The sequence below is a fragment of the Pseudomonas sp. PvP009 genome, assembly GCF_017832995.1.
Classification (GTDB): Bacteria; Pseudomonadota; Gammaproteobacteria; order Pseudomonadales; family Pseudomonadaceae; genus Aquipseudomonas; species Aquipseudomonas syringae.
This window is the reverse complement of record NZ_JAFIBG010000001.1, coordinates 4924084-4937500: the sequence shown is the minus strand read 5'-3', so window position 1 is coordinate 4937500 and position 13417 is coordinate 4924084. Positions and strand designations below refer to the sequence as shown.

Below are 13417 nucleotides of genomic sequence, written 5' to 3'. Positions count from 1 at the left end.
AGCGGTTCGATCCCGCTTGGCTCCACCACTTACTGCTTCTGTTTGAAAGCTTAGAAATGAGCATTCCACCCTGCAATACAAAGGGTGCATGAATGTTGATTTCTAGTCTTTGATTAGATCGTTCTTTAAAAATTTGGGTATGTGATAGAAAGAAATATAGACCGGGCACCTCTTTCACTGGTGTGTGTCCGGGCTAAGGTAAAGTTTGTGAAATGCAAACTTTCGGCGAATGTCGTCTTCACAGTATAACCAGATTGCTTGGGGTTATATGGTCAAGTGAAGAAGCGCATACGGTGGATGCCTTGGCAGTCAGAGGCGATGAAAGACGTGGTAGCCTGCGAAAAGCTTCGGGGAGTCGGCAAACAGACTGTGATCCGGAGATATCTGAATGGGGGAACCCAGCCATCATAAGATGGTTATCTTGTACTGAATACATAGGTGCAAGAGGCGAACCAGGGGAACTGAAACATCTAAGTACCCTGAGGAAAAGAAATCAACCGAGATTCCCTTAGTAGTGGCGAGCGAACGGGGACCAGCCCTTAAGTTGTATTGAGATTAGCGGAACGTTCTGGAAAGGACGGCCATAGTGGGTGATAGCCCTGTACGCGAAAATCCCTTTGCAATGAAATCGAGTAGGACGGGGCACGAGAAACCTTGTCTGAATATGGGGGGACCATCCTCCAAGGCTAAATACTACTGACTGACCGATAGTGAACCAGTACCGTGAGGGAAAGGCGAAAAGAACCGCGGAGAGCGGAGTGAAATAGATCCTGAAACCGTATGCGTACAAGCAGTGGGAGCCCACTTTGTTGGGTGACTGCGTACCTTTTGTATAATGGGTCAGCGACTTATTTTCAGTGGCGAGCTTAACCGAATAGGGGAGGCGTAGCGAAAGCGAGTCTTAATAGGGCGTCTAGTCGCTGGGAATAGACCCGAAACCGGGCGATCTATCCATGGGCAGGTTGAAGGTTGGGTAACACTAACTGGAGGACCGAACCGACTACCGTTGAAAAGTTAGCGGATGACCTGTGGATCGGAGTGAAAGGCTAATCAAGCTCGGAGATAGCTGGTTCTCCTCGAAAGCTATTTAGGTAGCGCCTCATGTATCACTGTAGGGGGTAGAGCACTGTTTCGGCTAGGGGGTCATCCCGACTTACCAAACCGATGCAAACTCCGAATACCTACAAGTGCCGAGCATGGGAGACACACGGCGGGTGCTAACGTCCGTCGTGAAAAGGGAAACAACCCAGACCGTCAGCTAAGGTCCCAAAGTCATGGTTAAGTGGGAAACGATGTGGGAAGGCTTAGACAGCTAGGAGGTTGGCTTAGAAGCAGCCACCCTTTAAAGAAAGCGTAATAGCTCACTAGTCGAGTCGGCCTGCGCGGAAGATGTAACGGGGCTCAAACCATGCACCGAAGCTACGGGTATCATCTTTTGATGATGCGGTAGAGGAGCGTTCTGTAAGCCTGTGAAGGTGAGTTGAGAAGCTTGCTGGAGGTATCAGAAGTGCGAATGCTGACATGAGTAACGACAATGGGTGTGAAAAACACCCACGCCGAAAGACCAAGGTTTCCTGCGCAACGTTAATCGACGCAGGGTTAGTCGGTCCCTAAGGCGAGGCTGAAAAGCGTAGTCGATGGAAAACAGGTTAATATTCCTGTACTTCTGGTTATTGCGATGGAGGGACGGAGAAGGCTAGGCCAGCCTGGCGTTGGTTGTCCAGGTTTAAGGTGGTAGGCTGAGATCTTAGGTAAATCCGGGATCTTAAGGCCGAGAGCTGATGACGAGTGTTCTTTTAGAACACGAAGTGGTTGATGCCATGCTTCCAAGAAAAGCTTCTAAGCTTCAGGTAACCAGGAACCGTACCCCAAACCGACACAGGTGGTTGGGTAGAGAATACCAAGGCGCTTGAGAGAACTCGGGTGAAGGAACTAGGCAAAATGGCACCGTAACTTCGGGAGAAGGTGCGCCGGTGGAGGTTAAGCATTTACTGCGTAAGCCCCTGCCGGTCGAAGATACCAGGCCGCTGCGACTGTTTATTAAAAACACAGCACTCTGCAAACACGAAAGTGGACGTATAGGGTGTGACGCCTGCCCGGTGCCGGAAGGTTAATTGATGGGGTTAGCGCAAGCGAAGCTCTTGATCGAAGCCCCGGTAAACGGCGGCCGTAACTATAACGGTCCTAAGGTAGCGAAATTCCTTGTCGGGTAAGTTCCGACCTGCACGAATGGCGTAACGATGGCGGCGCTGTCTCCACCCGAGACTCAGTGAAATTGAAATCGCTGTGAAGATGCAGTGTATCCGCGGCTAGACGGAAAGACCCCGTGAACCTTTACTATAGCTTTGCACTGGACTTTGAATTTGCTTGTGTAGGATAGGTGGGAGGCTTTGAAGCGTGGACGCCAGTCTGCGTGGAGCCAACCTTGAAATACCACCCTGGCAACTTTGAGGTTCTAACTCAGGTCCGTTATCCGGATCGAGGACAGTGTATGGTGGGTAGTTTGACTGGGGCGGTCTCCTCCTAAAGAGTAACGGAGGAGTACGAAGGTGCGCTCAGACCGGTCGGAAATCGGTCGTAGAGTATAAAGGCAAAAGCGCGCTTGACTGCGAGACAGACACGTCGAGCAGGTACGAAAGTAGGTCTTAGTGATCCGGTGGTTCTGTATGGAAGGGCCATCGCTCAACGGATAAAAGGTACTCCGGGGATAACAGGCTGATACCGCCCAAGAGTTCATATCGACGGCGGTGTTTGGCACCTCGATGTCGGCTCATCACATCCTGGGGCTGAAGCCGGTCCCAAGGGTATGGCTGTTCGCCATTTAAAGTGGTACGCGAGCTGGGTTTAGAACGTCGTGAGACAGTTCGGTCCCTATCTGCCGTGGACGTTTGAGATTTGAGAGGGGCTGCTCCTAGTACGAGAGGACCGGAGTGGACGAACCTCTGGTGTTCCGGTTGTCACGCCAGTGGCATTGCCGGGTAGCTATGTTCGGAAAAGATAACCGCTGAAAGCATCTAAGCGGGAAACTTGCCTCAAGATGAGATCTCACTGGAACCTTGAGTTCCCTAAAGGGCCGTCGAAGACTACGACGTTGATAGGTTGGGTGTGTAAGCGCTGTGAGGCGTTGAGCTAACCAATACTAATTGCCCGTGAGGCTTGACCATATAACACCCAAGCAATTTGCGTCGAATGACCAGATTGCGGTGACTGTGAAGATGACACGAACCGAAAGTTTGCGTCACGAACGACACCTGAAACAGCTTGCTATCACATACCCGATTTGCTGAAGCGCGCCGCAGGGCACGATTCGGTACCCGAATTTCTTGACGACCATAGAACATTGGAACCACCTGATCCCATCCCGAACTCAGTAGTGAAACGATGTATCGCCGATGGTAGTGTGGGGTTTCCCCATGTGAGAGTAGGTCATCGTCAAGATTAAATTCCAGAAACCCTCATCGCTTATGCGTTGAGGGTTTTTGTTTGTCTGGGGTTCCAGAAACCTCTGCATTCTCCTGAACTCATAACTCCACCTCTCCGGCAGTCATCCAGACCCACGTGCTTATGGCAATCCGGCGCGCTTGCCCTTATGGTTCGGCATCAGGTTCCACGCACCCGTCAAGGAAGCAAGCATGTCCGTTACAACCTCTCTGAGTGCAGGCTTCATGGTGGTTCAAGGCAACCGCCCTGATGAACTGCGCAGTCTGGTTGTGTCCTGGATGCGGCGATATCCATTGGCGCCCCTGGAAAACGAGATTGCTCTGGTGCAGAGCAACGGCATTGCGCAATGGCTGAAGCTGGCCTTGGCCGAAGATGCTCAGGATGAAGATAACGGTGGCTGTGGTATCGCTGCCGCCATCGACGTCCAGTTGCCCGGCAGTTTCATGTGGACGCTGTATCGCATGGTGCTGGGGGCGGATGAGATCCCCCAGACGTCCTTGCTCGACAAGACCCCTTTGACCTGGCGCTTGATGCGCTTGCTGCCGTCGCTGATCAATCAGCCACACTTCGAGCCCCTGCAGCGCTTCCTGACCGACGACACGGATCTGCGCAAGCGCTATCAACTGTCCGAGCGCCTGTCCGATCTGTTCGACCAATATCAGGTTTACCGCGCTGACTGGCTGGAAGACTGGGCTGCTGGCCGTCATCAATTGCGCGATGTACGAGGTCAGTCCAGACCATTGTCAGCTGCCAATTGCTGGCAAGCCGAACTGTGGCGCGCGCTGCTTGACGACGTCGGGGCTGAAGGGATGTCGCAGAGCCGCGCGGGGGTGCATCAGCGTTTTATCGAGCGCATCGGCAACACGACCGAAGCGCCACCGGGCTTACCGGCACGGGTCATCGTTTTCGGCATTTCGTCACTGCCGGCACAAGCGCTTGAGGCGTTGGCAGGGCTGGCCAGGTTCAGTCAGGTTCTGCTCTGCGTCCACAATCCGTGTCGTCATCACTGGACCGATATCGTCGCCGACAAGGACCTGCTGCGTCACCAGTACAAACGCCAGGCGCGCAAGAGCGGAATGCCGATGGTCCTCGACCCGCAAGCGCTGCATCAGCACGCTCACCCATTGCTCGCGGCCTGGGGCAAGCAGGGACGTGATTACATCAACCTGCTGGACAGCCATGACGACCCGCGCAGCTACCGTTCCTCGTTCAAGGACGAGCGCATTGATCTGTTCAGTGAAGCGCAGCCCACCACCCTGCTGAACCAGTTGCAGGACGATATTCTCGAGCTGCGTCCGCTGGATGAAACCCGTGAGCTCTGGCCGGCAGTCGATCCTCTCGAGGACCGCTCGATCCGCTTCCATGTGGCCCACAGCGCGCAGCGCGAAGTGGAAGTGCTGCATGACCAGCTACTGGCGAGATTCAGCAAAGACCCTGGCCTGCGCCCGCGTGACGTGATTGTCATGGTCCCGGATATCGACAGCTATGCCCCACACATACGCGCGGTATTCGGGCAGATCGAGCGCGAAGATCGTCGCTTCATCCCCTTTACGCTGGCTGACCAGGGCCAGCGCGGCCGCGAGCCGTTGCTGATCGCTGTCGAGCACCTGCTCAAACTCCCGGACAGCCGTTTCCCGGTCAGCGAGATTCTTGACCTGCTGGACGTTCCGGCCTTGCGCGCACGCTTCAGGATTCAGGAGCGTGACCTGCCAACGCTGCATCGCTGGATAGAAGGCGCAGGCATTCGTTGGGGCCTTAATGCCCAGCAGCGTGCTGGTCTGGGGCTGCCGGATGCCCTTGAGCAGAACAGCTGGCATTTCGGCCTGCGTCGTATGTTGCTGGGTTACGCCGTGGGTGCCGGTGCGGCTTATGACGGCATCGAACCTTACGATGAGATCGGCGGGCTTGATGCGGCGTTGATCGGTCCGCTGGTCGCGCTGATTGACGCCCTTCAGGTCGCCCACACAGAGTTGTCGACACCCACCACTCCGGAAGCGTGGGGTGCCCGTCTGCAATCGCTGTTGCAGTTGTTCTTTCTTGCCGACAGCGAGCATGACGATTACCTGCTTGCCCAGTTGGAAACACTGCGCGAGAACTGGCTGGAGACCTGTGCAACGGTAAGGCTGACCGATGAGCTGCCGCTGACCGTGGTGCGTGAGGCTTGGCTGGCCGGGCTCGATCAAGGGCGCCTGTCCCAGCGTTTTCTCGCGGGCTCGGTCAACTTCTGCACGCTGATGCCCATGCGCGCCATTCCGTTCAAAGTGGTCTGCCTGTTGGGCATGAACGACGGCGATTACCCACGCGCGCAACCGCCGCTGGATTTCGACCTGATGGGCAGCGATTACCGCCCCGGCGACCGTTCCCGGCGTGAAGACGATCGTTACCTGTTGCTGGAAGCCTTGCTCTCGGCCAGGGACCAGCTGTATGTCAGTTGGGTTGGCCACAGCATTCGTGACAACAGTGAGCGTCCTGCTTCGGTACTCATCGGACAGTTGCGCGATCACCTCGCCAGCGGCTGGAAGCTGGCCTGCGAGACCGACCCGGACGTTAAACAGGATGATGAGCGCTTGCTGAAGGCCCTGACTGTGAATCACCCCTTGCAACCCTTCAGCGCCAATTATTTCCACGCCGGCACAGGTTATTTCAGCTTCGCCCGCGAATGGCGCCTGCTGCATGAAACCGACCTTCAGGTGCCCGTGCCTCAAGCACTGCCCGCTCATGAACAGGAAGAACCGCTATCCATTGCGCAGCTACAGGATTTCCTGAGAAACCCGGTAAAGCACTTTTTCAGCCAGCGTCTGAAGATCTATTTCGAAGTCGCTGAAGCGCCGTTGGCTGATGAAGAACCGTTCGTGCTCGATGCCCTTGAACGCTATGGCCTGAGTGAAAGCCTGCTTGGCGCTGGCATGTCCTCTCCGGACAACATGGATGCTGCTCTGCAGACCCAAGCGCTGAAACTGCAAGCCAGTGGTCTGTTGCCGCTCGCAGGTTTCGGCACCTTGATGCAGAGCGAACTGATCGAGCCGCTGCCGGACGTACTCAGGCGCTACCACGATCTGTTGACCCTCTGGCCCGAGACCCTGAGCAGTGCTTTACCGATCAGCTTCAGCCATGCGGGTGTCAGCATCGACGGCTGGCTGGGCGGACTGCACCGTAATGCCCGTGGCGAGCTGTTGCTGGTCACCGCCATTCCCAACAGCATCGGCTCGAAAAAGACCCGCAAGTGGCACCGGCTGATTCGGCCGTGGGTCAATCATCTGGTGGCGTGCGCCTGCGATCTGCCGTTGAGCACGGCACTGGTCGCCAGTGATGAAACCCTGATGCTGGAGCCGCTGGACAAGGCGAGTGCCGTCACCACGCTCAATCACTTGCTGACGGCCTGGCTGCACGGCATGCAAGAACCCCTTCCGGTCGCGGTCAAAACCGCCTTCGCCTGGTTGGGCCAGCCTGCCGACAAAACCGAAGCGGCTGCCCGCAAAGCCTACGAAGGTGACGGACAGACCACCGATGGCGAGCGTCGCGAAAGCACGGCACTGGCCCGGCAGTTCCCGGACTTCGACGCACTGATGGGCAGTGAAGAATTCGCAGGCTGGTGCGAGACGCTCTACAGACCGATTTACGATGCGCCCTGGCAGTCATTGTCCGGCGGGGAGGGCGGCGCATGAGCGAGCAATCCCTTCCTCTCGCGCTGCGCTTTCCACTGCGCGGCAGTCAGCTGATCGAGGCCAGCGCCGGGACCGGCAAGACCTTCACCATCTCCGCCCTGTACTTGCGTCTGGTACTCGGCCACGGCACCGAGCAGTCCGGCTTTGGTCGCGAACTGCTGCCGCCACAGATCCTTGTGGTGACCTTCACCGACGCCGCGACCAAAGAGTTGCGTGACAGAATTCGTACCCGGCTGGCGGAGGCTGCCCGCTTCTTCCGTGACGAGATCGCCGCCCCCGATGGCCTGATTGCCGACCTGCGTGAACAGTTCGAAGCGTCGCTATGGCCAGCCTGCGCCAGCCGTCTGGACATCGCTGCTCAGTGGATGGACGAGGCCGCGGTCTCGACCATCCACAGTTGGTGCCAGCGCATGTTGCGCGAGCATGCATTCGACAGCGGCAGCTTGTTCACCCAGACGCTGGAAACCGACCACAGCGATTTGCTCGGCGAAGTCCTGCGTGATTACTGGCGCCGCTTCTGTTACCCCATGAGCGGCGACGCACTGCTCTGGGTGCGGGAAAACCTCAGCGGTCCGGCGGCGTTGTTGCCGCGTGTGCGAGGTCTGTTCGGCCGCGAGCGCAGTCCACTCAGCCAGGAACCGGCCGAACTGATCGCGGCGTCATTGCAAGAGCGCCGGGCAGCGCTTGCCGCGCTGAAAGCGCCGTGGGCCGTTTGGTCCGACGAGTTGTATGCGCTGTGTCAGGACGCGGTCGCCCGCAAGGCAGTCGACGGCCGCAAGATGCAGGAACGCTACTTCAAACCCTGGTTTGAAAAGCTTGCCGCCTGGGCCGCTGACGACACACAGGAAGCGCTGGATCTGGGCACCGGTTTCACTCGTCTGACCCCCGAAGGCATTGCCGAAGCCTGGAAGAGCGAGCCACCTGTGCACCCGGCCTTCGAGGCCATGGCGCAGCTGAAGGCGGCGCTCGACGGCTTGCCAAAACCCGATGCTGCCGTGTTGCAGCATGCGGCGCAGTGGGTCAGCGCGCGCTTTGAAGAAGAGAAGCGTCGCCGCGCCGAGATGGGCTTTGATGACATGCTGCTCAGGCTCGACGCTGCCTTGCATGGCGCTGGCGGCGAGCGTCTGGCCACCCTGATTCGCGAGCAGTTTCCGGTGGCGTTGATCGACGAATTCCAGGACACCGATCCGGTCCAGTACCGGATCTTCGACAGCATCTATCGTCTCGAGGCCAACGATGAGCAGACCGGGCTGTTCTTGATTGGCGACCCGAAACAGGCGATCTATGCGTTTCGCGGTGCCGATATCTACACCTACCTGCGTGCCCGTCAGGCGACCGATGGCCGTTGGCATACACTGGACACCAACTACCGCTCCAGCCATGCGATGGTCGAGTCGGTCAACCATGTCTTCACGCGGGCAGAGCAACGTGAGCAAGGTCGAGGTGCGTTCCTGTTTCGCGATGAGCACGGCAATCAGGTGCCGTTCTCCGATGCGCTGGCCCAAGGCCGCAAAGAGACGCTGCACGTCGACGGTGCACCCCTGACGGCGCTGACGTTCTGGAACCTGCAAAGTGACCAGCCGGTGTCCGGCGTGGTTTATCGTCAGCAGTTGGCAGCCAGTTGCGCGAGCGAGATCGTGCGTCTGCTCAATGCCGGTCAGCAGGGTAGTGCCGGTTTCGTTACGCCCGAAAACACAACACGCGGGCTGCGTCCCGCCGACATTGCGATTCTGGTCCGCGACGGCAAGGAAGCGCAGGCGGTGCGTCAACAACTGACCGCGCGCGGCGTGCGCAGCGTGTACCTGTCCGACAAGGATTCGGTGTTCGCCGCTCAGGAAGCCCACGACCTGCTGTCCTGGCTCAAGGCCTGTGCCGAGCCGGACTCCGAGCGCACGCTGCGTGCCGCGCTGGCGTGTATCACGCTGGACCTGCCGCTGGCCGAGCTGGAACGCCTGAATCAGGACGAGCTGGCATGGGAGCGGCGCGTCATGCAGTTTCGTGGCTATCGCGCCATATGGCGCAGCCAGGGCGTGCTGCCGATGCTGCGCCGTCTGCTGCATGACTTTGCTCTGCCACAGACCTTGATGACCCGCAACGACGGCGAGCGAGTACTCACCAACCTGCTGCACCTGTCTGAACTGCTGCAGCAGGCCGCCGCCGAACTGGATGGCGAGCAGGCGCTGATCCGTCATCTGGGCGACCACCTGGCACTCTCCGGTCAGGCCGGGGAAGAGCAGATCCTGCGTCTGGAAAGCGACGAGCAACTGGTCAAGGTGGTCACCATCCACAAGTCCAAGGGCCTGCAGTACCCGCTGGTGTTCCTGCCGTTCATTTGCTCCTCGAAACCGGTGGACGGCAGCCGCTTGCCTCTTCAGTTTCATGACGCCGACGGCAAGTCCCAGATCAGCCTGCAGCCTACCGAGGCGCTGATTCAGCAAGCCGATGATGAGCGTCTGGCCGAAGACCTGCGTTTGCTCTACGTCGCACTCACCCGATCGGAACATGCCTGCTGGCTGGGCGTCGCCGACCTCAAGCGTGGCAATGCCAACACCTCCATGCTGCACCGCTCCGCACTGGGTTACCTGCTGGGCGGTGGCGCAGTGCTGGCCGAGTCGGCGGAGTTGAACGTCTGGCTGCGTGATCTGGCCCAGGGGTGTGAGGCGATTGCCTTGCAGCCTGTTCCGGAGCCCACCGACGAGCGCTTCAGTGCGCCGCGCAACGAAGCGGCGCTGGTCAAGCTGCTGGTGCCCAAACGTCGCGCTGCCGAGAACTGGTGGATCGCGTCCTACAGTGCCCTGCGTATCGGCGACACGGTAACGGCCGGTGCCGATGAATCGCCTGACAGCCCGCAGGCACAGAAACTGTTTGACGACGAGCGTCTGGACCCCGAAGCCCCGCGCGACATCCTGACCAGCGGCGGCGATATCCATCGTTTTCCGCGTGGCCCCAATCCCGGCACCTTTCTGCACGGATTGCTCGAGTGGGCTGGCAACGAAGGGTTTGCGATCACCGCGCACGCGCCGGAGAAACTGCAGGACGCCGTCGCCCGGCGCTGCAATCGACGCGGTTGGGCAGGCTGGATCAATACCCTGAGCGATTGGCTGCAACACATGCTGAACATGCCGCTGCGCTTGTCGCCTGATGCCGCACCGGTGGCCCTGGGCGAACTGGATCAGCCCAATCAGTACCGTGTGGAAATGGAATTCTGGTTCGCCAGCAATAACGTCAACGTCGCGCAAATGGACGCCCTCGTGCGCCGCTTCACCCACGACAACGCGCCGCGTGCTGCGACCGAGACGGTCTCGCTCAACGGTATGTTCAAGGGCTTTATCGACCTGACGTTCGAACATGAGGGCCGGTATTACGTGGCGGACTACAAGTCCAACTGGTTGGGCAGTGACGACAGTGCGTACACCCAGCTGGCGATGGAAACCGCCATTCTCGACAACCGCTATGACCTGCAATACGTCCTCTACCTGCTGGCCCTGCACCGTCAGCTCAAGACGCGGATGGCCGACTACGATTACGACCAGCACATGGGCGGCGCTCTGTACCTGTTTCTGCGCGGCAGTCGTTCGGCCTCTCAGGGTGCGTATTTCACCCGTCCGCCACGTGAGCTGATCGAGAGTCTGGACCTGCTGTTTCAGGGCAAACCGATAGCGCATGACCTGCCGGGAGCATTGGCATGAGCCGCTCGTTCGATGATCTGTTGCCTACCGCGCTGGACGACATCAGCCTCGCGGAGTTGAGCCCGCTGACGCGTGTCAGCGATCTGCTGATCCTGCTCGAACGTTGGGTCGAGCGCGGCTGGTTGCGTGCTCTGGACAAGGCGTTCGTCGCGTTCCTCAGTGATCTCGATCCGCAGGCCGATCCGTTGGTGCTGGTGGCTGCGGCGCTTACCAGCCATCAGCTCGGCCACGGTCACGTCTGCCTCGATCTGTACGAGACCCTCAAAGAACCGGACTTCGCCCTGTCACTGCCACCCGAAGGCGATCAGCAGAGCGCGCCGATGCTGCTGCCCTCACAACTGCTGGCAGCGCTGGATGGCGCCGCCTGGTGCCAGGCGCTGGCAGACAGCATGCTGGTCGCCGAGGTGGGCGATTCAAGTGCCGAAGCGCGACAAAAACCGCTGGTGCTGGCCGAGCGGCGTCTGTACCTGCGTCGCTACTGGACTTACGAACGGCGTATCGCTGCAGCCTTGCGTCAGCGCCTGGCCCAGCGTGAAACGCCGCCGGAGGGTCTGCCGCAGCAGCTCGACGCGTTGTTCGGTCCGGCCGATCCCTCGCCACAAGCCGTCATCGACTGGCAGAAACTTGCCTGCGCGCTGGCGACCCGCAAGGGTTTCAGCATCATCACCGGCGGCCCCGGCACCGGCAAAACCACCACGGTGGTGCGCCTTCTGGCCTTGTTGCAAGCCCCGGCGGTACAGAATGGCCAGCCGCTGCGTATCCGTCTCGCGGCGCCCACCGGCAAGGCGGCGGCACGTTTGACCGAGTCCATCAGCCAACAGGTGCAGAGCCTGGATGTCAGTGACGACGTACGACAGAAAATCCCCAGCGAGGTGACCACCGTCCACCGTCTGCTGGGCAGTCGCCCCGGTACCCGGCACTTCCGTCACCATGCGGGCAATTTGCTGCCGCTGGACGTGCTGGTGGTTGATGAAGCGTCCATGATCGACCTGGAAATGATGGCCAATCTGCTCGACGCACTGCCGCCGCATGCACGCATGGTTCTGCTGGGCGACAAGGACCAGCTGGCGTCCGTTGAGGCGGGGGCGGTCCTCGGGGATCTGTGCCGCGACGCCGAAGAAGGTTTCTACAGCCCCGACACCCAGGCCTGGCTGGAAGCCGTCAGCGGCGAAGACCTCGGCAAGGGCGGTTTGCGCCAGGGCGATGCGCAGCAGCATCCGTTGGCCCAGCAAGTGGTGATGCTGCGCCACTCGCGTCGTTTCGGCCAAGGCAGCGGCATCGGCCAGTTGGCCCGGCTGGTCAACCAGCAGCAGGACCAACAGGCCCGCGCGCTGCTTGCGGCGGGCAGTCATGACGACCTGTTCGCCCTGGCCCTCAAGGGCGAGCAGGACCTCAAGTTCGAACGCCTGGTGCTCGACGGTCTTGGCAGGGGCGAGCAAGGCCCGCAGGGTTACCGGCATTACCTGAACGTACTCGCCGCCGAGCGGCCCGCCGATAATTCGGTACTGGACGATGAGTGCTGGACGCGTTGGGCGCGCTCGGTACTCAGCGCCTTCGACGCCTTTCAACTGCTGTGTGCCGTACGCAAAGGCCCGTGGGGCGTGGAGGGTTTGAACCAGCGCATCACTCACGCGTTGTTCAGCGCGAAGCTGATCGAAAGCGAACAGCAATGGTACGAAGGTCGCCCGGTGCTGATGACCCACAACGACTATGGCCTCGGCCTGATGAACGGCGACATCGGCATCACCTTGCGCCTGCCCGAGCGCGACGGCGAGGGCAAACAGGTACTGCGCGTCGCCTTCCCCCGCAACGACGGCAGCGAAGGCGTACGCTTCGTCCTGCCCAGCCGCCTCAACGAGGTCGAAACCGTGTACGCCATGACCGTACACAAATCCCAGGGCTCGGAATTCGCCCACACCGCCCTGATCCTGCCGGAAGCGCTCAACCCGGTACTGACCAAGGAGCTCATCTACACCGGCATCACTCGCGCCAAGCACTGGTTCAGCCTCATCGAACCGCGCCAAGGCATCTTCGAAGAAGCCCTGCGCCGCAAGGTCAAACGCCTGAGTGGGCTGATGTTGGGGCTTTGATCATGTCCGGGCTGTCTGGCGATTTGCAGGCACGAATTCGAGCGTCATAATCCCTAGGCTCTTCAATTGGGTTCAAGAGGCAACTGAAAAGGCCAGGGTGTAACTGCATGGCGGCGGATAAAGCGTGTGCTGTGGTTCTGCGTGACCGGGGAGTGCTGGAAATTCTGGCATTTGAGCATCCGTTGGCTGGCCTGCAATTGGTCAAGGGCAGTGTGGAACCAGGCGAGTCAAGTGGCGCGGCTGCTGTGCGGGAGTTAATGGAGGAGGCCGGGATTCAAGCGACAGCAAAGCGAAACCTGGGTGAGTGGCACTCCACCATAACGGGACATATCTGGGCATTTCATGAATGTGAGGTGGCTCAAGACCTTCCCGATAACTGGGTGCATTTTGCAGAGGATGATGGAGGACATGATTTCAGATTCTTCTGGCATCCGCTGATGAGTGAGCCGTCTGACAGATGGCATCATATTTTCAAGGATGCCTTGAGCTTTCTCAGGGAGACCGTTACTTGAGTCTGGGTATGGGGCAGCTC

At 59.3% G+C, this 13417-nt stretch carries 4 protein-coding genes, 1 tRNA gene and 2 rRNA genes (1 of these 7 cut by a window edge); all 7 read left to right on the top strand.

Annotated features, from left to right (window positions below):
• Nucleotides 1-28: transfer RNA gene (locus JOE29_RS21230), tRNA-Ala, on the top strand (it extends 48 nt beyond the left edge of the window).
• A gap of 242 nt (nucleotides 29-270) precedes the next feature.
• Nucleotides 271-3164: ribosomal RNA gene (locus tag JOE29_RS21225) — 23S ribosomal RNA — on the top strand.
• Between the two features lie 158 nt (nucleotides 3165-3322).
• Nucleotides 3323-3438: ribosomal RNA gene (gene rrf, locus JOE29_RS21220) — 5S ribosomal RNA — on the top strand.
• A 194-nt stretch (nucleotides 3439-3632) separates the two neighbouring features.
• Entirely contained in the window at nucleotides 3633-7106 is a 3474-nt protein-coding gene (gene recC, locus JOE29_RS21215; protein WP_210079840.1) for an exodeoxyribonuclease V subunit gamma, read from the top strand.
• The gene (gene recB / locus JOE29_RS21210) at nucleotides 7103-10795 is read left to right on the top strand and encodes an exodeoxyribonuclease V subunit beta (RefSeq protein WP_210079839.1); all 3693 of its coding nucleotides are present in this window, start codon (nucleotides 7103-7105) and stop codon (nucleotides 10793-10795) included. The genes recC and recB overlap by 4 nt, the downstream gene beginning before the upstream one ends.
• Nucleotides 10792-12885, top strand: a complete 2094-nt coding sequence (gene recD, locus JOE29_RS21205; protein ID WP_210079838.1) for an exodeoxyribonuclease V subunit alpha — start codon at nucleotides 10792-10794, stop codon at nucleotides 12883-12885. The genes recB and recD overlap by 4 nt, the downstream gene beginning before the upstream one ends.
• 107 nt (nucleotides 12886-12992) lie before the next feature.
• Nucleotides 12993-13397, top strand: a complete 405-nt coding sequence (locus tag JOE29_RS21200; protein WP_003392875.1) for an NUDIX domain-containing protein — start codon at nucleotides 12993-12995, stop codon at nucleotides 13395-13397.
• Nucleotides 13398-13417 lie beyond the last annotated feature (20 nt).

Bases quoted from the DNA above. Each gene is read 5' to 3' on its own strand.
- recC (WP_210079840.1), top strand. From the start codon at position 3,633: ATGTCCGTTACAACCTCTCTGAGTGCAGGCTTCATGGTGGTTCAAGGC.
- recB (WP_210079839.1), top strand. From the start codon at position 7,103: ATGAGCGAGCAATCCCTTCCTCTCGCGCTGCGCTTTCCACTGCGCGGC.
- recD (WP_210079838.1), top strand. From the start codon at position 10,792: ATGAGCCGCTCGTTCGATGATCTGTTGCCTACCGCGCTGGACGACATC.
- JOE29_RS21200 (WP_003392875.1), top strand. From the start codon at position 12,993: ATGGCGGCGGATAAAGCGTGTGCTGTGGTTCTGCGTGACCGGGGAGTG.